The organism is Tenacibaculum soleae (assembly GCF_001693415.1).
In the GTDB taxonomy this organism is placed as follows: domain Bacteria; phylum Bacteroidota; class Bacteroidia; order Flavobacteriales; family Flavobacteriaceae; genus Polaribacter; species Polaribacter soleae.
In genome coordinates, this window is the sequence record NZ_MAKX01000002.1 from 224,572 (window position 1) to 247,275 (window position 22,704).

Annotated in this window: 22 protein-coding genes; 8 read left to right on the forward strand and 14 right to left on the reverse strand. The window is 30.4% G+C overall.

All coding sequences use genetic code 11. The features are described from left to right. The first annotated feature begins 41 nt into the window (after window positions 1–41). The 4 genes from BA195_RS08285 (at window position 42) to BA195_RS08300 (ending at window position 2,429) form a co-directional block, all read left to right on the forward strand. Window positions 42–299, forward strand: coding sequence for a DUF2024 family protein (locus tag BA195_RS08285; protein ID WP_068704372.1), 258 nt, complete (start codon window positions 42–44; stop codon window positions 297–299). Between the two features lie 93 nt (window positions 300–392). After that, entirely contained in the window at window positions 393–1,112 is a 720-nt protein-coding gene (locus tag BA195_RS08290) for an AAA family ATPase (protein ID WP_068704374.1), read from the forward strand. 7 nt (window positions 1,113–1,119) lie between these two features. Further along, on the forward strand, window positions 1,120–1,701 hold the full coding sequence (locus tag BA195_RS08295) for a MarR family winged helix-turn-helix transcriptional regulator (protein ID WP_068704376.1): 582 nt from the start codon (window positions 1,120–1,122) through the stop codon (window positions 1,699–1,701). Beyond that, window positions 1,701–2,429 (forward strand): YggS family pyridoxal phosphate-dependent enzyme, encoded by a 729-nt coding sequence (locus BA195_RS08300; protein WP_068704378.1) that lies wholly within the window; start codon window positions 1,701–1,703, stop codon window positions 2,427–2,429. The genes BA195_RS08295 and BA195_RS08300 overlap by 1 nt, the downstream gene beginning before the upstream one ends. Before the next feature lie 78 nt (window positions 2,430–2,507). On the opposite strand, the gene ftsY is transcribed toward BA195_RS08300, so the two are convergent. From ftsY to BA195_RS08335, 7 genes are all read right to left on the reverse strand, one after another. Further along, window positions 2,508–3,461, reverse strand: a complete 954-nt coding sequence (gene ftsY, locus BA195_RS08305) for a signal recognition particle-docking protein FtsY (protein WP_068704380.1) — start codon at window positions 3,459–3,461, stop codon at window positions 2,508–2,510. A gap of 242 nt (window positions 3,462–3,703) precedes the next feature. Beyond that, window positions 3,704–3,856, reverse strand: coding sequence for a DUF4295 domain-containing protein (locus BA195_RS08310; protein WP_068704382.1), 153 nt, complete (start codon window positions 3,854–3,856; stop codon window positions 3,704–3,706). Window positions 3,857–3,893: 37 nt separating this feature from the next. Beyond that, on the reverse strand, window positions 3,894–4,076 hold the full coding sequence (gene rpmG / locus BA195_RS08315; RefSeq protein WP_029034962.1) for a 50S ribosomal protein L33: 183 nt from the start codon (window positions 4,074–4,076) through the stop codon (window positions 3,894–3,896). Window positions 4,077–4,103: 27 nt separating this feature from the next. After that, on the reverse strand, window positions 4,104–4,343 hold the full coding sequence (rpmB, locus tag BA195_RS08320) for a 50S ribosomal protein L28 (protein ID WP_068704819.1): 240 nt from the start codon (window positions 4,341–4,343) through the stop codon (window positions 4,104–4,106). A 236-nt stretch (window positions 4,344–4,579) separates the two neighbouring features. Further along, entirely contained in the window at window positions 4,580–5,848 is a 1,269-nt protein-coding gene (locus BA195_RS08325) for a competence/damage-inducible protein A (RefSeq protein ID WP_068704384.1), read from the reverse strand. 39 nt (window positions 5,849–5,887) lie between these two features. Continuing rightward, window positions 5,888–6,496 (reverse strand): fumarylacetoacetate hydrolase family protein, encoded by a 609-nt coding sequence (locus tag BA195_RS08330; RefSeq protein ID WP_068704821.1) that lies wholly within the window; start codon window positions 6,494–6,496, stop codon window positions 5,888–5,890. Window positions 6,497–6,682: 186 nt separating this feature from the next. After that, window positions 6,683–7,522 carry a 1,4-dihydroxy-2-naphthoyl-CoA synthase gene (locus BA195_RS08335; RefSeq protein WP_068704386.1) on the reverse strand — a complete coding sequence of 280 codons (840 nt, stop codon included), beginning with the start codon at window positions 7,520–7,522 and terminating at the stop codon, window positions 6,683–6,685. A gap of 93 nt (window positions 7,523–7,615) precedes the next feature. Here BA195_RS08335 and BA195_RS08340 point away from each other — a divergent pair, with 93 nt between their 5' ends. Further along, window positions 7,616–8,848: an alpha/beta hydrolase gene (locus BA195_RS08340; RefSeq protein WP_068704388.1), complete on the forward strand. Its 1,233-nt coding sequence runs from the start codon at window positions 7,616–7,618 to the stop codon at window positions 8,846–8,848. 68 nt (window positions 8,849–8,916) lie between these two features. Here BA195_RS08340 and BA195_RS08345 read toward each other — a convergent pair whose 3' ends face one another. The 4 genes from BA195_RS08345 to BA195_RS08360 all read right to left on the reverse strand — a co-directional run bounded on the left by BA195_RS08345 (window position 8,917) and on the right by BA195_RS08360 (window position 12,867). Beyond that, window positions 8,917–9,330, reverse strand: coding sequence for a S1 RNA-binding domain-containing protein (locus BA195_RS08345; RefSeq protein ID WP_068704390.1), 414 nt, complete (start codon window positions 9,328–9,330; stop codon window positions 8,917–8,919). 1 nt (window position 9,331) lies between these two features. Then, window positions 9,332–10,984 carry a 2-succinyl-5-enolpyruvyl-6-hydroxy-3-cyclohexene-1-carboxylic-acid synthase gene (menD, locus tag BA195_RS08350; protein WP_068704392.1) on the reverse strand — a complete coding sequence of 551 codons (1,653 nt, stop codon included), beginning with the start codon at window positions 10,982–10,984 and terminating at the stop codon, window positions 9,332–9,334. 277 nt (window positions 10,985–11,261) lie between these two features. Then, window positions 11,262–11,915 (reverse strand): fructose-6-phosphate aldolase, encoded by a 654-nt coding sequence (gene fsa, locus BA195_RS08355; RefSeq protein WP_068704394.1) that lies wholly within the window; start codon window positions 11,913–11,915, stop codon window positions 11,262–11,264. 151 nt (window positions 11,916–12,066) lie between these two features. Beyond that, window positions 12,067–12,867 (reverse strand): SDR family oxidoreductase, encoded by an 801-nt coding sequence (locus BA195_RS08360; RefSeq protein WP_068704396.1) that lies wholly within the window; start codon window positions 12,865–12,867, stop codon window positions 12,067–12,069. A gap of 96 nt (window positions 12,868–12,963) precedes the next feature. Here BA195_RS08360 and BA195_RS08365 point away from each other — a divergent pair, with 96 nt between their 5' ends. Both BA195_RS08365 and BA195_RS08370 read left to right on the forward strand, forming a co-directional pair. Next, complete coding sequence (locus BA195_RS08365) at window positions 12,964–14,610, forward strand: M1 family metallopeptidase (protein ID WP_068704398.1); 1,647 nt, start codon at window positions 12,964–12,966, stop codon at window positions 14,608–14,610. A gap of 102 nt (window positions 14,611–14,712) precedes the next feature. Continuing rightward, complete coding sequence (locus BA195_RS08370; protein ID WP_176714973.1) at window positions 14,713–15,294, forward strand: SGNH/GDSL hydrolase family protein; 582 nt, start codon at window positions 14,713–14,715, stop codon at window positions 15,292–15,294. An 11-nt stretch (window positions 15,295–15,305) separates the two neighbouring features. On the opposite strand, the gene BA195_RS08375 is transcribed toward BA195_RS08370, so the two are convergent. Both BA195_RS08375 and BA195_RS08380 read right to left on the reverse strand, forming a co-directional pair. Then, complete coding sequence (locus BA195_RS08375) at window positions 15,306–15,968, reverse strand: HAD family hydrolase (protein WP_068704402.1); 663 nt, start codon at window positions 15,966–15,968, stop codon at window positions 15,306–15,308. A gap of 55 nt (window positions 15,969–16,023) precedes the next feature. Then, a complete protein-coding gene (locus BA195_RS08380; protein WP_068704404.1) occupies window positions 16,024–16,650 on the reverse strand; it encodes a hypothetical protein in 627 nt (208 codons plus the stop codon). 700 nt (window positions 16,651–17,350) lie between these two features. Between BA195_RS08380 and BA195_RS08385 the strand changes: the two genes are divergently transcribed. Beyond that, window positions 17,351–20,413 (forward strand): M43 family zinc metalloprotease, encoded by a 3,063-nt coding sequence (locus BA195_RS08385; RefSeq protein ID WP_068704407.1) that lies wholly within the window; start codon window positions 17,351–17,353, stop codon window positions 20,411–20,413. A gap of 79 nt (window positions 20,414–20,492) precedes the next feature. Here the strand turns inward: BA195_RS08385 and BA195_RS08390 are convergent, their stop codons facing one another. Further along, a complete protein-coding gene (locus tag BA195_RS08390) occupies window positions 20,493–22,652 on the reverse strand; it encodes a TonB-dependent receptor (protein WP_068704409.1) in 2,160 nt (719 codons plus the stop codon). Between the last annotated feature and the right edge of the window lie 52 nt (window positions 22,653–22,704).

Genomic DNA, 22,704 nt, shown 5'->3' on the forward strand with positions numbered 1-22,704 from the left:
GTGAGTTAATTTTACTCACTACTTTATTTAAATAAAAAGACATGAAAATTTCAGTTTACGATACATACGTTAAAAAAAATAGTAGCAGCATTATGCATTTCGATATATTAATAGAAAAAAGCAAAACATCAAATGATGCTATTACTTATGGAAAAAAATATCTGGCATCAAAAAAACTATTTGACAAACAGTTAACAACTAAAGAGTGTAAGTTTTGCCATGTAGAAAATGTAACTTGTGAAATAGAAGAAAAAATTAGGAAAGATGGTTATTATATTATTGAAATGGAAAACTGTTAATAAAGTATATAATTTATTGAGTCGTCTGTCAAAAAAGTATTAGGCTTTTTTAATTAGGATTACTAACTTTGAATTTTTAAATCAATTACCACTATGGCTTTATATGATCTAATATTAAATTCAAAAAATGAAACAACTATTAAATTAAGTAACATTCATTTGAGTGCACCTAATCAGATAATTTTAAAACAACTACTTAAAGAATTTAAGTATGTAAATATTTTAAATGAATATAAATTACCCGTAGATAATAAACTCCTTTTATTTGGTCATACAGGTTGCGGAAAGACAACTACTGCTAAAGCTATTGCGCAAGTATTAAACAAAAAGATATTTACGTTAAATCTTGGTGGTATTATTTCTTCACGCCTTGGTGAAACAGCTAAAAATATTACCGAAATTTTTAAAAAAGCATCGCGAGAAGAAGCTGTTTTATTTTTAGATGAGTTTGATTATATAGGAAAAACACGCGACTATGATAACAAAGATTCTGGTGAAATGAAACGAATAGTTAATACTGTTATTCAACTTATTGATCAATTACCAAACAGCACTTTATTAATAGCCGCAACCAATCATTCTGGTATTATTGACAGTGCATTGCTAAGACGTTTTCAATTAAAACTAAAATTTGAAGCACCCAATAATGAGGAATTAGATAATTATTACGATGCTTTATTAACTCAATTTCCAGAAGAGTTTAGAAAACTAGAACGCTGTTACTCTATATCATATGCAGAAGCCAAAGATATAACTTTTAGAGCTGTTAAGAATAAGATAATTGAAAACGAAGAAGCAAAAGAAATAAACTAACATTTATATGAAAAACAATAATGTTAATCAAAAAATAATAAATGGTTTAGAACGAATTTCGAAAGCTTTTCGGGTTTTACTTTGGGAAAAAAGTAAATTATATAAAATAAGTCCTATTCAAATACAACTATTAATTTTTTGCAGTAATCATAAAAAAGAAAATTTAAAAGTAAGTTTTTTAGCAAATGAATTTGATTTAACAAAGGCTACTATTAGCGATTCAATTAAAATTTTACTCAAAAAAGAATTACTGAACAAAGTTGTAAATCCAAAAGATTCAAGAAGTTTTACCGTTGAATTAACAAGTAAAGGAAAAGAAATTGTTAAACAAACGATTTCTTTTTCATCAGTGTTAAACCAATCTATAGATTTTTTAACAGAAATAGAAAAGGGTGTTTTTTTAAAACAATTAATGGAATTTATTTATCAATTAAATCAAAAAGATGTAATTTCTACACAACGCATGTGTCTTACTTGTTATTATTACAATAAAAACGGGAATAATCACTATTGTAATTTAATGAAAAAACCATTAAAAAACATTGAATTAAGAATTGATTGCGATGAACATCAAATACTACATAACTAATGGAAAGTATTATAAAAAACTTAAAAATCATTCGTAATAGAATAAAACAAGCTTGTGAAAAAGCAAATAGAAAACCTGAAGAAGTACGTTTATTACTTGCTACTAAAACCGTAAGTTCTGAGCACATCAAGTTTGCTTTACAACAGGGGGAAATACTTGTGGGTGAAAATAAAGTACAAGAGTTAAAACAGAAATACAATGCCATTAATGAATTAAAGCCCGAAATACATTTTATTGGTCATTTACAAAGTAATAAAATTAAAGATGTTATTAAATGGGCTAGTTGTATTGAATCAATAGACAATATATCTATTGCAAAAAAACTCGAAAAACGATTAATTTTTGAAAAAAAGGAAATAGATATTTACATACAAGTAAATACCTCATTAGAAAAAAGTAAATTTGGTATTGCGCCAGATGAAGCAATTAATCTAGTAAAAGAAATTTCTAAACTCAAAAACATTCATATTAAAGGCTTAATGACTATTGGTTTACTAAGTTCAAAATCAACAGAAGTAAGAAAATGTTTTCAGATTTTAAAACAACTACAACTAGACATTAATAACCTAAACATTTTAAATGTAAAAATTAACGAACTTTCAATGGGAATGAGTGGCGATTTAGAGATAGCTATTGAAGAAGGTGCTACAATTGTTAGAGTTGGTACTGCTATTTTTGGTGAACGTTTTTATCCAGATAGTTATTACTGGAATGAAACAACTCCGTAAAATAATTACTTTTAGTAATCTATATTATAAAAAAAACACCTTTCATTTAAGAAAGGTGTTTATAATTTATAAAAACTCTTATTTAAAAAATGAATCTACAAATTCATATTTATTAAATACTTGCAAATCATCTACACCTTCACCTACTCCAATATATTTTACAGGTATTTGAAACTGATCTGAAATACCAATTACCACACCACCTTTTGCTGTACCGTCTAATTTAGTAACCGCTAGTGATGTTACTTCAGTTGCTTTGGTAAATTGTTTTGCTTGTTCAAAAGCATTTTGTCCTGTTGATCCGTCTAAAACTAATAACACATCATGTGGTGCATCTGGTACTACTTTTTGCATTACACGCTTAATCTTCGTTAACTCGTTCATTAAGTTAACCTTGTTATGTAAACGACCTGCGGTATCAATAATGATAACATCTGCATCTTGATTTACACCTGATTTAACAGTATCAAACGCTACAGAAGCTGGATCAGAACCCATTTCTTGACGTATGATAGGAACACCTGTCCTATCAGCCCAAACTTGTAATTGATCTATCGCTGCTGCTCTAAAAGTATCAGCTGCTCCTAAAACAACTTTTAAGCCTTTCTTTTTAAATTGTGCTGCTAATTTACCTATCGTAGTGGTTTTACCTGCTCCGTTTACACCCACAACCATTAATACGTATGGCTTTGTGTTTGCTGGTATTGTAAAATCAGAAGCATCTACAGTATTGGTTTCAGATAAAAGTCCTGCAATTTCTTCTCTAAGAATTTGATTTAATTCTTCGGTTCCTAAATATTTGTCTTTAGCTACTCTTGCTTCAATCCTATCAATAATTTTAAGTGTAGTAGCTACGCCAACATCTGATGATACTAATATTTCTTCTAAATTATCTAAAACATCATCATCTACCTTTGTTTTTCCTGCAACGGCTTTAGATAACTTTGAAAAAAAACTTGTTTTTGTTTTTTCTAATCCTTTATCTAATGTTTCTTTTTTCTCTGTTGAGAATATTTTTTTAAAAAAACTCATTTTTTAAATTTTATAATCGCTTTTAAAATAGCTTAAAAATTGTACCAAAGCTATATTTTAGTCAAATTGTCATTAAGTTGTTGCGCTCGCGTTAAGGATTGAGGCTTTTGTTGAAGCTCCTCGCAGAGAGCGACTGCCGAAAGCCTGACCCAAAGGGTAACGCCCAAAAATACAGTTTTTTAGCACAAAAAAAAAGCTACTCTCTTATGAAAGTAGCTTTTATTTATTTTATGAAAAAAGTATTAATTTTTCGCGATAAAATCGTTTACTTTTGAAGGATCCATAATAGCTTCAACAAATGTGTAAGCTCCTGTCTTTGGAGATTTTACCATTTTAATTGCTTTAGTTAATCTTTTTGCTCCTGTTTGTAACGATGCTACTGATTTCTTTGCCATGTCTTATAGGTTTTTTAAAGTTTAAAAAACTTTATAATTATTTAATTTCTTTATGAACTGTCATCTTCTTTAAGATTGGATTAAATTTCTTTAATTCCATTCTATCAGGAGTATTTTTTTTGTTCTTTGTAGTGATATAACGTGAAGTTCCTGGTTTTCCAGTTGCTTTGTGCTCAGTACATTCTAATATAACCTGAACTCTGTTTCCTTTTTTTGCCATCTCTGTAAAATTTTATCTAGTAAGGAATTATTTCGTTAAGAAACCATTAACTCTAGCTTCTTTAATCACAGCAGAGATTCCTTTTTTATTAATATTTTTTAACGCAGAAGCAGATACTTTTAAGGTAATCCACTTATCCTCTTCAGGTATATAAAAACGCTTAGTCATTAAATTAGCGTTAAATTTTCTTTTAGTTCTATTTAATGCGTGAGAAACATTGTTCCCAACCATTGCTTTTTTTCCTGTAAGTTCACAAACTCTAGACATCTTCTTGACAGTTTTTAGTATTATTTCTAAACGAGGTGCAAATTTACGCATTTATATTTATTGCGCAAAAAAAACTCATTTAAATTCTTATTATTTTTGATCTATTCTAACTGAGGTTAAGCATCTAACCCATCGGTATTGTAACAGTTTGCAAATTTACAAATTATTTTAATAAAAATAACCTATATTATTAATTTTTTAAAAACTTATGTGCAAACACTTTCATAGTAACAACATTAATCTGACAATAAGCTTTTGTTAACTTTTAAAAGACTTGCATTTAATAATTCAAATGCTTTTGTAACTGTTCTGTTTATTACCTTTTCTCTAGGTTGACCAAAGTTAAATTCATGTACTTCAACATTACTTTGGCTAGCGATAGCGATATAAACCAAACCAATACTTTTATCGTTATGATCGGTGGTGGGACCTGCGTTTCCTGTTACTGCAATTGCATAATCTGTTTTTAACTTTTCTAAGCAACCTACTGCCATTTCTTTAGCAACCTGCTTACTTACAACCGTATATTTTTCAATCACTTCTTTTTTCACACCAAGTAATTGCATTTTCAATTCGGCTGTATACGTAATAAAACCACCTTTAAAGTAAGATGAAGCTCCTGGTACCGACACTAATTGTGCTGCAATTTTACCGCCTGTTAAGCTTTCGGCTACGCTTAATGTTTTGTTGTTGTTTTTTAATAAAGTTGTTACGCTTTTTTCAATAGATGCTTCATCATCATAGCCAACAATTACATCTGAAATTAAAGCATGTAATAATGAAATTTTGTCGGCTACCTCTTTTTCTAAACATTCTTTATTATTCCCTTTTGCCGAAACTCGCAAACGAACCTTACCGAAAGAAGGTAAATAAGCTATTTTAATATGTGTTGGCAAATTGTTTTCCCATTCTTCAATTCTTTCTGCAATGATAGTTTCACCTACACCAACTGTCATAATTGTTTTATGTAAAATAAATGGCAGCTTAAACTTTTTTTGAATTTTAGGTAAAACAGTATTACTAATTAACCCTTTCATTTCATAAGGAACTCCTGGTAATGATACAAAAATAGTGTTATTCTCATAAAACCACATTCCTGGCGCTGTACCAAAATGATTCATTAACAGGGTTGCTTTCGAGGGTAATTCCGCTTGATAGCGTTGTACTTCGTTGAACGGATGTTTTATTTTTTTGAATAAACCTTTTATATGTTCAATCACTTCTGGATATTCAACAACCTTATCATCATTAAAATATTCGGCAATTGTTTTTTTAGTAATATCATCTTTTGTTGGCCCAAGACCTCCAGTTAAGATTACAATATCGGCTCTAGTTTCAGCTTCTTTTAACGCATTTAAAATATGTTGTCTTTCATCTTGAATTGAAGTTATTTGATATACTGAAACACCAATTTTATTTAATTCTTGACCAATCCATTGTGAATTTGTATCTACTATTTGACCAATAAGAATTTCGTCTCCAATTGTTATTATTTCTGCTTTCATATTTTTTATTAAAAAATCCCGCAAAAAGCGGGATTATAATTACTTTACTTTAATCTGAAAAGACTGTTTGCCTTCAATTATTCCTGTTAACACATCGTTTTCTGCCACTTTTCCTACTCCGGCTGGAGTTCCTGTAAAAATAACATCTCCCTTTTTTAAGGTAAAATATTGCGATACGTAACTTATTAACTCATCAATTTTCCACAACATAGATTCCGTTTTTCCATCTTGAACTATTTCTTCATTTTTATGTAACTGAAAAGAAATGTTTTCTAAATTAAATGCTTCCTTCGGGTAAAACTCACCAATAACCGCACTCCCGTCAAAAGCTTTTGCTTTTTCCCAAGGCAATCCTTTTTCTTTACACTTTGCTTGTACATCGCGTGCGGTAAAATCAATTCCCAATCCTATTTCATCATAATATTTAGGAGCAAATTTTGGAGATATGTGTTTTCCTACCTTATTTATTTTAACCAAAACCTCAACCTCGTAATGAATATCATCAGAAAAAGGAGGAATAAAAAAAGGCATTTTTTTAGGAAGAATTGCTGAATCTGGTTTTAAAAAAACAACAGGGTTTTCTGGTTTTTCATTTGCTAATTCTTCAATATGCTTTGCGTAATTGCGCCCAATACAAATTATTTTCATATTTAAAATAGAGGTATCTATTCGAATAAAATAAAGCAATCCAACCATAAGATTACTTTGCCACACTTTCTCGTAACAACAATATTAATTTTTTAAGCTAGAGCGTCATTGCAAATAAAATGAAGCAATATAACTATAAGGCTGCCTCGTAATACTTTATCAAATTGACAAACTAAATACTCCGCTCTATGGAATCCATGTTTTTGGAAAGTTTGGCTTGCGCTTTTCTAAAAACGCATCACGACCTTCTTTTGCTTCATCAGTCATATAAGCTAAACGTGTTACTTCACCTGCAAATACTTGCTGCCCCACCATACCATCATCTGTTAAGTTCATGGCAAACTTTAACATTTTTATTGATGTTGGTGACTTTTCTAAAATTTCTTGTGCCCAATCAAAAGCCGTTTGTTCTAATTCGTCGTGAGGCACAACTGCATTTACCATTCCCATATCATAAGCTTCTTGTGCCGAATAATTTCTTCCTAAAAAGAAAATTTCACGTGCTTTTTTCTGCCCAACCATTTTTGCTAAATATGCCGACCCGTACCCTGCATCAAATGATGTTACATCGGCATCGGTTTGCTTAAAAATAGCATGCTCTTTACTTGCCAAAGTTAAATCACAAGTTACATGCAAACTATGTCCGCCACCAACTGCCCAACCTGGAACCACACAAATTACTGCTTTTGGCATAAATCTGATTAATCGTTGTACTTCTAATATATTTAATCGATGATAACCATCTTTACCTACATAACCTTGATGCCCTCTTGCATTTTGATCTCCTCCAGAGCAAAAACTCCAAACTCCATCTTTTGTTGATGGTCCTTCGGCAGATAATAATACAACTCCGATATTTGTATCTTCATGAGCATCTTGAAAAGCATCTAACAATTCAGATGTTGTGTGCGGACGAAATGCATTACGCACATTTGGCCTGTTAAACGCTATTCTCGCTACATTATGCGACTTTTTATAAGTAATATCTTCGTACTCTTTGGCAACTTTCCATTGAGGTTGTATCATAATTTTAAAATATTATCGTTAGTAAGTTAGCGCAAAAATAACATAATAACTTTGTTTTTCTTTTTTATATTTGAACGATATAATACAAATCCTATGAAACAACTATATTTTTTAGTTACTTTATTAATAACTACAAGTCTTTTTTCACAAAAAATAATTCCTGAAAACATTAGCTCTAAAGAATTTACAAAAGGTAGAGCTGTAAAAATTTATGTTCCTAAAAATTATGACAAGGACGAAACGGTAAATTATCCTTTAGCGATTGTTTTAGGTGATCAATATCTTTTTGATATGTATGTAGGAAATGCTAAATTATATGCCAATACCGACAAAGCACCTAGGCAAATAGTTGTTGGGATAGAGATGGAAACGACTTACAACAATGATGTTGGTATTATCCCATCTAACAATGCGTTAACTGAAAGTGCTAAAAAATTCCAGAAATTTATAAAAAATGAGTTAATTCCTCACATGGAAGTAAATTACCGAACTTCACCTTTTATGACTATTGCGGCAGAAGGGAAAGGTGCTGATTTTATTACCTATTTTTTAGAAGATGCTGAACCTATTTTTAATTCATTGATTTGTATTACCCCAAAACTTACTCAATTTAGCGCAAGTAGAATCGAATCTTACTCTTTAAACAGACTTGCCTCTATTGACAACTCCTATTTTTTATACGCGAGTAACAATAAAAAATTCATTACCACTAAACAAAATAATTACTTTAATCAATTAGGCACTTTTTTATCTTCTTTTAATGCAGAAAACATGCACTTTACTTTTGATAAATTTACCAATGCTCCTAATCATTTATCTGTTATTGGTGAAACAATTCCTAGAGCTTTTGAAAAAATGTTTTACTTATATGCTAAAATAACTAAAAGTGAATTTGACTCAAAAATTAAAGACTTAGATCCTTTAGAAGCTATTAAATATGTAGAAAAAAAGTATTTAGATATTCAGTATTTATACGGCTCTAACTTAAATGTTCGTTTAGATGATATTTTTGCCATTGAAGGAATTGTTATTGACAAACTAGATGGTGACTATCTTAGAGTTTTAGGTGATTTTGTAATGATTAAATACCCAAACTCTCACATAGGAGATTTTTATGTAGGTAAATATTACGAAAAAGGAAAAGATTACGAAAAAGCTGAGTTTTATTACAAAGCTGCTTATGGAAAAATGGAACCTTCTAATCCAAATGCAAACGCTTTTTATGAAAATATTAAACGAGTAACAGATTTAAAAGAAAGCCAACCAAAGGAAGAAATTATAGAGGATTTACCCGAAGAAGATAATCAAGAAGAAGAAAAGCAATAGTATTATATATCAAATAAAAAACCGCAACCTAATTAGATTGCGGTTTTTTTATTTGACTTTATTAAGAATTACTTCACCAACTCTATTCTATCTTCTTTTAACAATATTTTTTTATCTTTATACAAGCTTCCAATAGCTCTTTTAAATGCTTTTTTACTCATTTGTAAACGAAATTTAATTGCGTCTGGCGAGCTTTTATCGGTAAGCATCAAAAAACCTTTTTCATCTAATTTTCTTAAAATCACATCGGTATCAGTATCAATTACATTTCTAAAACCTTGAGGTCGTAAAGTAACATCAATTTTACCGTCTTCTCTTATATTTTTAACATAGCCATAAGTTTCCATCCCCTCTTCTACATCTTGATAAACTTCACTGTTAAATAACAAACCATCAAATTCATCATCAATCAAAACAGTGTATCCTAATGGTGTTTGCTCAATTATTTTTAAGTTTATCTGATCTCCTTCTTGTAATTCCATTCTATAAGTTTTTAAAATAGTTCTTTAAAACTACATCATTTATTTCTTTTGGAGTAAAAATCTCCATTATTTTTGGTTGACTTGATGTTGAATAAAAATCGTTCAATCCAACATTTAATTCTTCAATACTTGAAACAGCTACATATTTAAAATCATACATTTTTGCCAAATGTTCAGCAGTTAAACTATGTGGTGTTTCAAAATAATCAGTCGCATTTGTTTTTAAAGGACCAGGAATAAATCTAAAAATTCCGCCACCTGCGTTGTTTAAAATAATAATTCTAAAGTTATTCGGAATATTTGCATTCCATAACGCGTTACTATCATAAAAAAAACTCAAATCACCGGTTACAAAGGTAGTTTGTTTTTTATAAGCATAAGCAGCGCCAATTGCTGTACTAGTACTCCCATCAATTCCGCTGGTACCACGATTACAAAACACGTGTAATGTTTTATCTAAATCGAATAACTGAGAGTATCTTATGGTAGAACTATTACTTATTTGAATCTGTGAATTATTAGGAGTAAAACTTAAAATACTTTCAAAAACTTTTAAATCAGAATATTCACAATTACGTAAATATTCCTCATGCTTTTTATTTCTATCTGTTTTTTTACTTAACCATTTTTTTTGATAATCACTTTTTACAACAACTTTATGATCGTTTAAATGTTTAAAAAATACTACTGGATTTTCTTGTACAAATTCCGATAAACAATGGTAAGTATCCATTGCTTTTAATTCATCAATATGCCAATGATTTTTAGGTTGGTATTTTCTTAAAAACTGTTTTATTTTTTTTGAAATCACCATCCCTCCCAAGGTAATTAAAACATCGGGCTGTAACTCTGAAAAATCATCTTCCGTTAGCGGAAATATTAACTTATCAATCGAATTAATAAATTTTGGATGGTATAAATTAGAAGTTGTTTCGGTTAAAACCAATACAGATTCATCTTTTGTAAGCGCATCAAGTAAGCTTTGTAATTCAGTATCTGGAAAATTACTCCCTACTAAAATCATTTTTTTAGTTGAAGAATTCCAAATTTCAGATAGTTTTTGATAGTTAACAGATTGTTTCACTTCGTTCGTAATGACGTTCGAAAAATTAATTTTTTTTAAATCATCAACCGTTTCATACAAAGGTTCATCAAAAGGAACATTAATATGTATCGGTCCTTTTTTAGTGATTGCTATATGTAAAGCTTCCCTTAATAAATCGGTGTTATTTGTTAATTTATTTTTTTCTTCTATCAAGTTCGCAGAAAACAAAATATGATTTTCAAACACATTTTCTTGACGAATGGTTTGTCCGTCGCCAATATCAATTAAATGTTTTGGCCTATCTGCTGAAATTACCACCAACGGGATATTACTATAAAAAGCTTCTGCTATTGCAGGATAATAATTTAGCAATGCCGAACCTGACGAGCAAATAATTGCCACAGGTTTGCGTTTTTGTTGAGCAATTCCCATTGCAAAAAAAGCAGCACATCGCTCATCAACAACACTCAACGTTTTTATATCAGGATGATTTGAAAACCCAATAGTTAACGGTGCATTTCTTGATCCTGGCGATATTACAACTGTATCAATATTAAATTGATTACAGGCTGAAATAACGAGTTGTGCAAGTTCTTTTTTTGGATACATTCTTTAAATCTTTTTAAGATTTAAAAGTTATTAGTGTTTAGTAGTTAGTTATTAGTAAGCACCAAAAACTAAAATAAACACTAAAAACCATTTTTAATTTTGCTATTTGTTTCTAAATAAGTTTAGCCCTGATTGAAACGGCATCCTTTTTTATTTTTCATAAAAAAGATATAGTGAAAAGCAGGAAATAGCTTCTAATTATTTTTAATATTTAAATTATTAGTGTTTTGCAATAAGTTAATTTTATCAACTAAACACTAATAACTAAAAATATTTTCTAGTTTCCTTTTTTATAATCTGCTAAAAACTTAGCTAAACCAATATCGGTTAAAGGGTGTTTTAACAAACCTTCAATAGCACTTAAAGGACCTGTCATTACGTCAGAGCCTAATTTAGCACAATCAATAATATGCATTGTGTGACGTACTGATGCTGCTAAAATTTGAGTATCAAACATATAGTTATCATAAATTTGGCGAATTTCTGATATCAAGTTTAATCCATCTGTTGATATATCGTCTAAACGCCCAATAAACGGAGAAACATAGGTTGCTCCAGCCTTTGCAGCTAATAAAGCTTGCCCTGCTGAAAACACTAAAGTTACGTTTGTTTTAATTCCTTTTGATGAAAAATATTTACACGCTTTTATTCCGTCTTTTATCATTGGTAATTTTACCACAATTTGCGGATTTAAAGCAGCCAATGCCTCACCTTCTTTTACCATTCCGTCAAAATCTGTTGAAATCACCTCAGCAGAAACATCACCATCAACCAACTCACAAATTGCTTTGTAATGGTTAATAATGTTTGCCTCACCAGTAATTCCTTCCTTTGCCATTAATGACGGATTTGTAGTTACTCCATCTAAAATACCTAAAGCTTGCGCCTCTTTAATTTGATCTAAGTTAGCTGTATCTATAAAAAATTTCATGCTATTATAATTTATTTTGAAGTTGTGTTATTTATTTTTGGGCGTTCGAGCGGGCTTTACGCACTCGCTTTTTTAATAATTTCACTACGTTCAATAATTAAAAAGAGCTCAAACAAATGCTGCAATCCCTAACGCAAAATACTATACAAATTTACAATTTATAATGATTCATTAATAACTTTTCGTAAGTTTTATCTGGTAAAACACGTTTTAAAACAACTGAAAACTTCTCCATAAATCCGCCTATTTTATAATGAATCTTCGGATTACTTTTTTCTATAATTTGATGCATCGCTTTTGCCATTACTAAAGGATCCATTCCAGAACTTACATGCCCATCCATTAAAGCTAAATTTTCAGTATATTTTTCTTTATATGCCGAATCTTCATATACTGGAGTATGATACCTACCCGAAGCAATATTAGTTGCAAAATCTCCCGGAGCAACATTTATCATCTTAACACCAAAACTTTTCACCTCCATACTTAAGGCTTCAGTTACCAACTCTAATGCGCCTTTACTTGCCGAATAAATTCCTCTAAAAGGTAACCCCATATAACCCGCTATCGAAGTAACATTTATAACAACACCTGATTTTTGCTTACGCATTTGCGGCAATACTGTTTTAATAACATCAATAACCCCAAAAAAATTGGTATCAAAATTAGCACGCATTTCATCAGTCGGAGTATCTTCTATCGATCCCGTTATTCCTTTACCAGCATTATTAATTAACACATCAATTTTACCTTCTTTTTGTATTATTTTAGCAATTGCAGTTTGTATTGTTTTGGCATCAGTAACATCTAAAGCAACCATATTAAAGGGTAAATTAAGTTTATCAGGATTCCTACTTGTACCGTAAACCGTGTAATTTTTAGCATGTAAATACGTAGCAATTGCTTTTCCTATTCCTGAAGAAGCACCTGTTATTAGAATAACTTTAGACATTTTAAATAATTTTTAAGCAAATATCTTAAAGTTAGTCGCAATAAAAAAAGAGTTTAATCACTTATCTTAGCCAGATATTACAAGATTTTAATAGTTATGAGTAAAAAATATATTTTTAGCACGTTATTTTTTTTTATCAGTTTTAGCCTTTTAGCACAAACATCTTTGTTTGACCACTCTAAAACCTTTACAAAACAAGACTCTTTACGAGGATCTATTACTCCTGAAAGAATTTGGTGGGATTTAACCTACTATCATTTAGACATTAGTGTAAATCCTGATAAAAAATTCATCAACGGAAAAAATACCGTGCAGTACAAAGTTTTAAACCCTCATAATGTTTTACAAATTGATTTGCAGGCTCCGTTAAAAATTATAAAAGTAATTCAGAACGGAAAAAAATTAAAAGTAGTTACCAATGGAAACGCGCATTTTATTCATTTAAAAGACAAACAAAAAATTGGTAACATAAATTCGTTAGATATCTATTACGAAGGCTATCCAAAAGAAGCTGTACGTGCCCCTTGGGATGGTGGTTTTTCATGGAAAAAAGATACTAACGGAAACCATTTTGCTGCTACCTCTTGCCAAGGCTTAGGTGCTAGTGTTTGGTGGCCTAATAAAGACCATATGTACGATGAAGTTGATAGTATGGCAATTAGTGTTCGTGTACCTAAAAATTTAATGAATATTTCTAACGGAAAATTACGTAAAACCGAACATCATAAAGATAATACAACAACGTATCATTGGTTTGTAAATAACCCGATTAATAATTACGGAGTAAATGTAAATATTGGTGATTACGTGCATTTTTCTGAAAAATATAATGGTGAAGACGGAATACTTGATATGGATTATTATGTATTGCGTGATAATTTAGAAAAAGCAAAAAAACAGTTTAAAGATGCTCCTAAAATGATGAAAGCTTTTGAGCATTGGTTTGGTAAATATCCTTTTTATGAAGATGGTTTTAAACTCGTTGAAACACCTTATTTAGGTATGGAACACCAAAGTTCTGTTACCTACGGAAATCAATATATGAACGGATACTTAGGTAGAGATTTATCAGGAACTGGCTGGGGTTTAAAATTCGATTTTATTATTATTCATGAATCTGGACACGAGTGGTTTGCTAATAACATTACAAATATTGACATTGCCGATATGTGGATTCATGAAAGTTTTACAGCATATTCAGAAAACCTATTTTTAGATTATTATTACGGTAAAAAAGCAGCTGCTGAATACGTAATTGGTACTCGTAGAAGTATACAAAATGATATTCCTATTATTGGGCAATATGATGTGAACAGCGAAGGTTCTGGCGATATGTATTACAAAGGAGCCAATATGCTACATACTATTAGAACTTTAATTGATAATGATAAAAAATGGCGACAAATTTTACGCGGATTAAACAAAGTTTTCTACCATAAAACGGTAAATACAAAGCAAGTTGAAAACTATATTTCGCAGCAATCTGGATTAGATTTAACCAAGGTTTTCGATCAATATTTACGTACCGTTAAAATCCCTGTTTTTGAATATAAAATAAAAAACAACCAACTTTCTTATCGTTGGAACAATGTTGTTGATGATTTTAATATGCCTTTAACTATTTTTATTGATGGTAAAAAACAACTGTTACATCCAACTGAAAAATGGCAAACTACGAACGTTAATTCAATTAAAATTAAAGTAGACAAAAACTTTTATGTAAATAGTAAAAATGTAAATTAAACTATTTTGAAAAAACTATTCTTTTTACTGGTACTCACCCAACTTTCATTACATTCTCAAAATGTTTTATTTGTAGGCAACAGCTTAACATACGCTAACAACATGCCTAAAATATTAGAATATATTGGCAAAAAACAAAGCGTATCAATAAAAACAAAGAGTTTATGTTTTCCTAATTACGCTATTATTGATCATATAAATGAAGGAAAACTTCAAAGATTATTAGCAAAAAAAAAGTTCGATTATTTAATAATTCAGCAAGGTCCATCATCTCAATCAGAAGGAAAAAGAATGTTAATTGAAGATGGTGAGAAAATAAAAAAAATTTGTAATAACCATAATATAAAGTTAGGCTACTTTATGGTATGGCCATCAAAACGCTATTATCATACTTTTAATAAAGTTATTGAAAATCATAAAATAGCAGCAGCCAAAAATAACGCTATACTTTTTCCTGTTGGCGAAATCTGGAAAGAATACAATTTAGATAAAACCTTATATAACTTATATGATTACGATAATTTTCATCCATCAAAAGCTGGAAGTTTTTTAGTTGCATTAACAATATTTCATCAATTACATCCAACTAAAAAACTTCAGCAATTATCATTTAAAGACTATAAAAAATGGACAACTAATAAAAAGTCATTCTTAAAAATGATTCAGTTAGTTGAAAATCATTAGCTTTCTAAAAACTATACTACATCTTTAACAAACTCATATTCAATTTCTGAATAATTAGATATTACCTTTTGAGCTAACGAATAATCTTGTGCTTTAGAGTGTTCACTTTTATAAGCTACACAATAAATTCCGCCATCATAAGCTGCTCTAATTCCGTTGGTAGAATCTTCAATTACCAAACATTCTTTTTTATCAAAACCAGCAATTTCAGCTGCTTTTATAAAAATTTCAGGGTGTGGTTTTGACGCCTTTAAATCGGCACCGCTAATTTTACCTTTAAAATATTGATTTAAATCAAACTTATTAAAAACGTTATTAATAGTTACCATTGAAGCTGATGATGCTAAAACCAACGTAACCCCGTTTGTGTAATAATTTTTAATTAGATCTAAAACTCCGTCTAACAATTGCAAATCATTATCATCAGAAAAAAAGAGCTCTTTAAAAAAAGCTCTTTTATAAGCAACTAACTCTGTAGCTGCTATTGATAAATTAAAAGTATTTACTAAATCTTTACAAATTTCAATTGTTGATTGCCCTGTGTACGCATTATATTGTTCTTGAGAAACGTTAATACCTACTTTAGCAAACATTAAAAAATATGCTTGTTTGTGTAACGGTTCAGTGTCTACAATTACACCATCCATGTCGAATAAAACTGCTTTTAAAGCCATTGTTTTTAGTTTGTGTTGTGTTACAAAAGTAAACAATTGCCTTTAGAGAAGGTGATTATTTTGCTTCACATTTACTCAATACTTCTTCTGCTCTTTTTAACAAAAACGTAGGATAAAACTTTATCGTTATTTTTTCTTCTTTACTTAAGGAAATCGCTCTTTTTACATCTTTACAAAATGGGGCTGTAGACTGACCAAAAAAACGAGCCGTTCCTATGTCTGATTCTGCTTTACTAAAAATAACTCTTGGATTATTCGGCGCTATTTTTAATGCCTTTGCATACAAAGCAGTGTTTTTCATAGACATTGACATACCATACTTTTGACCATCAAAAACAATATACGCCGTATTTAAAAGTGCTTGTGTAATTAATATTTCAGGATTATTGGGCGAATTTTTAGTTGCTAAATCGATAAACGTTTGCGCTTTTGTTAATTTTGATTTTAATGTATTTTCATCTTTTATTTGAAAACATTCTAATATTTGAACCGTTGCGGCATAAAAAGGTGGTAACCATTTATCTTTTTCAGCATTAGAAATTCGTTCAAATAATTGCCCTGCTTCGGTACTGTTATTCGTGCTCCAAAGTGAAAATGCTTTTGTCATTCCTTTTTCATATTCACTTTGTGCTGATAAGTTTATAGCAAATGCTAATACTATCAGTGTAATTACTTTTTTCATGTTTCTTAGTTTAATTGATTTTTAGTTTATTTTTTTTGACACTTCAAATATCTTCACTTTGTCATGTTTTCTATAAAAAAGAAAACCGAACTGTAAGTTTTTATAACCGAATTGTTGTTTTTATAGATTATTTAATTGATTGTCTTTTTTATTATCGCTAATATCATGAAAAATCAAAAATAGCCTATGCTCCTTCCGAAATGTCTTTTAAAACGATTACCACTACTTTTACAATGGTACTATTTACTCGCTTTTTTTTACAAGATAGTTTTTGTATTATAAAGGGCTACAAATAAACCTCCTTTATTAGATTTAACTACCTACCCATAAGGTAATTATATATTTTTCTTAAACCATAATAATTATAGCTCCGCTTATAAATAATATCACTATTAAAATACTTCTTTGCATTTCTTTTCTTTCTTCAATTAAATATTTTTTTGAATTCTTATTCAAACCTGAAAATAATTTTCAATAAAAAAGTAATTTTTAAATCTATCTTCTTTTTAACCATCTAATTAATTTAATTAGATACTAAAAAACCGCAGACAAATAACATTACACACAACAAAACACTCAAAAACAACACATTAGCAACAATATAGTATCTATTTTAGGTAAATTATGCATTATGAAAACCATATCAAAAACATAATTTTACAACTTAATTAACTAATTAAAATAACAAAACCCTTCAATTATGAAAAAAATTAACTATTTAATTATGCTTTTCGCACTGACTTCATTTTTAGGTTACTCACAATCTGAACATGCTTGTAAAGCCAGTGAACAAAATGAAATTTATTTTAAAAAACATCCAGAATCTAGAGTTGAATATCAAAAATTTAACTTATTCACAAAAAAACAAGCAAAAAATAAACTAAGTAAAAAAGCAGCAGTTGCTACCTATACAATACCTGTTGTATTTCATGTCTATGGAGATATACAGCACGGAAAAACAGTTACAACAGATAAAATTAAAGTCGCCTTGCAAAAATTAAATGACGACTTTCAAGGCTTAAACCCAGATTTTAATACTGTAGACTCTTATTTTAACGCTAGAAAAAGTACACTTAACGTCGAATTTAAATTAGCAAAACTAGATCCTTATGGAAACTGTACAGAGGGCGTTGTTTATTATCCAGAAAAGTCTGGTTACGGTAATGGCGGAGGTTACGATTCTCAAATAGCAAATGATGCTTGGGATAACTACAAATACATGAACGTTTATATTCAAGGTGATTTATATGCAGATGGTTCGTCTACGAACTCAGGTGTTGCGTGGTATCCAAACACATCAATGTCTAATAGCAACACAGCTAGAGTTGTATATAATGGTCAATATTTACATGGGAATACGGGTGATGAATTTGCTTCTGTTTTAACTCATGAATTTGGGCACTTTTTAAATCTTATACATACATTTGACGGTGGTTGTACCTATCCTAATGATGAAGTTAATGATACACCTCCTGAAGGTGCGTCTACAACAGGAACAAGTTGTGCTCCGAGTACAAATTGCGAAGGAAACTATATTAATTACGAAAATTATATGGGATATAATGGAGCTGCTTATGGTTGTTACAAAATGTTTACAGTTGGGCAAACTAATAGAATGTTAGCAGCTTTACAACACCCTGCTCGTCAATCATTATGGCAATCACAAAACTTAATTGACACAGGTGTTAACAACTCTGGTGCTACATTAAGTGTAGATAACGCTATTGTTAAAGAACTTATTTCTAATAATGGTTCATTTAACCAATCGGCAACAATAACAGTTACTGGAGCAAACTTTGCTTCACCATCTGCAACCTTGGTTTCTGGAACAGATTATTTATTAACTCTTCCACAAGGACTATCAGCAACTGTGCAAACAACATCATATACAACTGCAAACATCACTATTACAGGTACTGCTAGCAATCATTTAACTTCAAACAATCTGGTTGCTAATTTAACTTTTAACAATTCAGCTATTGGTGCAAACCAAAGTTTATCATGCACCTCTGTAGGATTAAATTTTAAATTTTACGATCCTTTTGAAATAATTTATGAAAACATTGCTGACGCATCTGCAAGTACAGGAGCAACTTGGAAGTGGTTTTCTCTTACTAAAATAAATGGAGACGGAGCTTATGGTGCATGGCAATATACTGGCACTCATTTAAAGTTAGAAACATACGGTAAAAAATTAGTTACATCTTCTACTACCAGAAACATTACTTTACTTAACAACAACCAACTAATTTCTACTAGTAGCAATTTTACAGCACCAGGTGCATACCCTGATCAATTAGATTTAAGAACTTCAAGCCATACTAGTTGGGATGGACAAACTGGTTACATTGGTTTTTCTGCTGTTCATAATAACGAGCCTATTCATGGCTGGATGAAGGCAAGTGTTACCTCTGACGGAAGTGGTATGACTATATATGAATATGCTTTTTCAACAAAGCCAAATGGTGATATACGAGCAGGGCAAACAATAATTGACAATAACCCTACTCCTGTTAACGCTCCAACTAATTTAACCAGCACTTCTAATTCCCCATCTGAAATAGTATTAAATTGGTCAGATAATTCATCTAACGAAGATGGCTTCACTATTGAAAAAATGAATACTAATGGTAGTTTTTCTGTAATTACTACTTCAGCAGCCAACGTGACTACTTATACTAATACAGGTTTAACTGCTAGTACAGCATACTCTTACAGAGTTCGTGCTTTCTCAGGAAATACAAATTCAAGTTATTCTAACACTACAACAGCAACAACAAATGCTGATACTGGTGGAGGAAACTACTGCACTATTACAGGTAGTAATACTTATGAATACATACAAAATGTAACTATTGATAGTTTTTCTAACACTTCTGGAGTGGATGCTAATGGTTACGGAGACCACACCTCTCAAACAGTTGATTTAACTCCAGGAAATGCAACTAGTGTTAGTCTAACACCTGGTTTTTCAGATTCTGCTTATACTGAACATTGGGCTATTTTTATTGACTATAATAAAAATAACACATTTGAATCTTCTGAAAGAGTTATAGATGGTCTTTCTGGTAACGGAGTTGTTTCTGGTAACTTTACTGTTGATAACGCTGCTTCTGGCACTACAAGAATGCGTGTAATTATGAAGTATTATAGCTCACCTACAGATGCGTGTACAGTTATAGGTGATGGTGAAGCTGAAGATTATACCGTTTCATTTTCTGGAAGTGGAAACGAACCTACACCTACATTACCAACACCTGAAAATATTGGTGACTCTGGAGTATATAGTACAGGTTTTTATGCTTCTTGGAATACCGTTTCTGGAGCTACAGATTACGAGGTTCAACTTCTTAAAAACGGAAGTTGGGTAACTGAAGGTACTTCTACTACTTATTATCTTTGGGTATCGAAACAAAATTCTGACACGAATTACACATTTAGAGTTAGAGCAAAAAACTCGACTGAAAATAGTGCATGGAGTAATCAACTAAATATTTCGCTTCCTGTAACAGGTCCTACTGCTTCATTAACATCTACATTACTTCAACTATCTGTATTTCCAAATCCTGCTACAGATTATATTACCATAAGAAGTACTACCAATGAAAATGTTTCTGCTCAATTATTTAATATCCAAGGAAAAAAAGTAGGAGAGTTTACAAACAAAAATAAATTTTCTGTACAACACCTTACCAAAGGAATGTACATTTTAAAAATGAAAACAAAAAAAGGAATCACTTTAAAAAAGCTTTTAATAAGATAATTCAATTTTTATTAACTAGTTCTAAAAGCCATCTGAATTCAGATGGCTTTTTTTATCAAAAATTACTCTTATAATACTGTTATAGATTATCTAATTGATTATCTTTTTTATTATCGCTAATTGTCCAGAAAAAACCTACAAAGAAAAATCTATCTGCATTTGGTGTAATTGCTTGTCTATCAAAAACACCATTCATATTAGGTGTGTTTTTATAATTGTACCCGAATATATTTTGAGTTCCTAAAACGTTGTTTACTGAGAAATACAATATTTTTTGTTGACTAATTAAATACGCCCAGTTTACACTTACCGAGTTATAACTTTTAGTCTTATTGTTTAAAAAACCTGTTTTATTCGGATTTGTATAATTTCTACCAGAAGCAAAATTATAACTTACCCCTACTTGACTTTTCCAATCGGTTATAAAATGCTTACCTACAACCGATAAATTATGTGCAGATGCAAAATTTGGCATTGCTTTTATCGGATAATTTTTATAATCTCTTTTGGTATCTAAATACGAATATGAAACCCAATAATCGGTATTTTTAATACTCTTATTATCTCTCCAAAAAACATCAATTCCTTGTGCATAGCCTGCTCCTAAATTTGAATAATTAGAGGTTGGTAAAGTTAAATTCGTATCATACTTTACTAAGTTTTGATAATTTTTATAATAAGCCTCAACCCTAAAAATTTGCTTATTTTTTACATATTGATAGTTCGCAATAAAATGAGAAGTGTTTTCGGCTTTAAAACTGGTGTTAAACTTTAAATAATCGTTTTTAGGATTTTGAAAAAAACGACCGTAAGCAAACGAAAATTGCGAATTATCACCCGATTTATAAGCTATTGATGCTCTTGGAGAAACTGTAAACTGATTTAATAATTCAGAATACTCACCACGAACACCAACTTTTGATGCTAACTTTTTTGAGAAAAATATATCAGCTTCAACATAACTTGCTAAAATATTATTATCAAAACCGTAATTAAATTTCTCATTACTACTACTGTTTTTGTAATCCTCATTAAAATCGGTAACAAAATATTCTGCTCCAAAACTTAACTTAAAGCGATTTGAAAAACGTTTTTTCAAGGCTACTTTTACATGAGCAGAGTTTTCTTCATCAATAATTTTATCATTGATAACTTTAGTGTCAGAATGGTCGTTTGTAAAGCTTATACCAGTTGCTAGTTTCCATCCATCTCCAAAACTATTTTTGTACGATGTGTTAAAATATAAATTTCTATTTTTCAACCCAAAACGTACACCTTCATCATAATTTATATCATCTTGCGTTAAATCAAAATCGGTATAACTAAAAGCTCCATATACTTTTAACATTGATTCGTTTTTAAACTTAAAACGATACACCGCTTCTCCACTTAACGCTTGTATAGGTTTATGCCATTGGTTATTATCAGGAAATGCTCCTTGATATGGTGCTAGGTTTACATACGAAGCATTTACACTTAATGAATTCTCACCAAAAATTTGCGTGTTTCCAACCCCTAAACCTACAGTCATAAAAGACAAATCTGTTTTTTCTTCAACCGCTTCATCCGTAGTATTTAGCAATAAAACGCTTGATAAAGCTTGCCCATACTCCGCCGAATATCCTCCTGTAGAAAACGTAATCCCTTTAAATAAAAAAGGCGAAAATCGTCCGCGAGTGGGAATGTTATTTGCCGATGGCGTGTATGGTGTAAACACTCGCATTCCATCTACAAAAATCTGTGTTTCCTCTGCTTCACCTCCACGTACAAAAAGTCGACCATCTTCATCAACTTTTGAGGTTCCTGGTAAGGTTTGTAAAGCACCAACAAAATCTCCCAACGCACTTGCTGTTGTTACCACATCTAACGGTTTTAAAGCAGTTACTTTAGCATTATCACCGGCTTCAAAAGTTCCTGCATTAATAGTTACAGCATCTAATGTATTTACATCATCTCTTAATTTTATTATTAATTTATTAAAATCAGTAACTAATGCTGTTTTTGAAAACGTTTCAAAAGAAATAAAGGAAACGATTAATGTTTTTGTTCCTTTTGCTGATGTTGTAAAAGAAAAATTTCCTTTTTCATCAGATGATGTTCCGTCATAGGTTCCGTCTAAATATACATTTGCTCCTTCAATTGGTGTTCCTTTTTTATCGGTTACAATTCCAGTAATTGGAGTTTGCGCCATTAAATAACTTTGAATTAATAAGCATAAAATAAATAATAATCGTTTCATTGTTTTGTTATTTGATAGCTCAAAAATCAGTTCTTTTTAAAGTTTTGCATAA

What these genes read in the sequence shown, in the direction of transcription:
- BA195_RS08300 (WP_068704378.1), top strand. Translation starts at nt 1,701, where the DNA reads ATGGAAAGTATTATAAAAAACTTAAAAATCATTCGTAATAGAATAAAA.
- rpmB (WP_068704819.1), bottom strand. Translation starts at nt 4,343, where the DNA reads ATGTCTAGAGTTTGTGAACTTACAGGAAAAAAAGCAATGGTTGGGAAC.
- BA195_RS08335 (WP_068704386.1), bottom strand. Translation starts at nt 7,522, where the DNA reads ATGATACAACCTCAATGGAAAGTTGCCAAAGAGTACGAAGATATTACT.
- BA195_RS08360 (WP_068704396.1), bottom strand. Translation starts at nt 12,867, where the DNA reads ATGTCTAAAGTTATTCTAATAACAGGTGCTTCTTCAGGAATAGGAAAA.
- menD (WP_068704392.1), bottom strand. Translation starts at nt 10,984, where the DNA reads ATGTATCCAAAAAAAGAACTTGCACAACTCGTTATTTCAGCCTGTAAT.
- BA195_RS08385 (WP_068704407.1), top strand. Translation starts at nt 17,351, where the DNA reads ATGAAAAAAATTAACTATTTAATTATGCTTTTCGCACTGACTTCATTT.
- BA195_RS08295 (WP_068704376.1), top strand. Translation starts at nt 1,120, where the DNA reads ATGAAAAACAATAATGTTAATCAAAAAATAATAAATGGTTTAGAACGA.
- BA195_RS08290 (WP_068704374.1), top strand. Translation starts at nt 393, where the DNA reads ATGGCTTTATATGATCTAATATTAAATTCAAAAAATGAAACAACTATT.
- BA195_RS08285 (WP_068704372.1), top strand. Translation starts at nt 42, where the DNA reads ATGAAAATTTCAGTTTACGATACATACGTTAAAAAAAATAGTAGCAGC.
- BA195_RS08390 (WP_068704409.1), bottom strand. Translation starts at nt 22,652, where the DNA reads ATGAAACGATTATTATTTATTTTATGCTTATTAATTCAAAGTTATTTA.
- BA195_RS08310 (WP_068704382.1), bottom strand. Translation starts at nt 3,856, where the DNA reads ATGGCAAAGAAATCAGTAGCATCGTTACAAACAGGAGCAAAAAGATTA.
- BA195_RS08375 (WP_068704402.1), bottom strand. Translation starts at nt 15,968, where the DNA reads ATGGCTTTAAAAGCAGTTTTATTCGACATGGATGGTGTAATTGTAGAC.
- ftsY (WP_068704380.1), bottom strand. Translation starts at nt 3,461, where the DNA reads ATGAGTTTTTTTAAAAAAATATTCTCAACAGAGAAAAAAGAAACATTA.
- BA195_RS08365 (WP_068704398.1), top strand. Translation starts at nt 12,964, where the DNA reads ATGAGTAAAAAATATATTTTTAGCACGTTATTTTTTTTTATCAGTTTT.
- BA195_RS08380 (WP_068704404.1), bottom strand. Translation starts at nt 16,650, where the DNA reads ATGAAAAAAGTAATTACACTGATAGTATTAGCATTTGCTATAAACTTA.
- fsa (WP_068704394.1), bottom strand. Translation starts at nt 11,915, where the DNA reads ATGAAATTTTTTATAGATACAGCTAACTTAGATCAAATTAAAGAGGCG.
- BA195_RS08370 (WP_176714973.1), top strand. Translation starts at nt 14,713, where the DNA reads ATGCCTAAAATATTAGAATATATTGGCAAAAAACAAAGCGTATCAATA.
- BA195_RS08345 (WP_068704390.1), bottom strand. Translation starts at nt 9,330, where the DNA reads ATGGAATTACAAGAAGGAGATCAGATAAACTTAAAAATAATTGAGCAA.
- BA195_RS08340 (WP_068704388.1), top strand. Translation starts at nt 7,616, where the DNA reads ATGAAACAACTATATTTTTTAGTTACTTTATTAATAACTACAAGTCTT.
- BA195_RS08330 (WP_068704821.1), bottom strand. Translation starts at nt 6,496, where the DNA reads ATGAAAATAATTTGTATTGGGCGCAATTACGCAAAGCATATTGAAGAA.
- rpmG (WP_029034962.1), bottom strand. Translation starts at nt 4,076, where the DNA reads ATGGCAAAAAAAGGAAACAGAGTTCAGGTTATATTAGAATGTACTGAG.
- BA195_RS08325 (WP_068704384.1), bottom strand. Translation starts at nt 5,848, where the DNA reads ATGAAAGCAGAAATAATAACAATTGGAGACGAAATTCTTATTGGTCAA.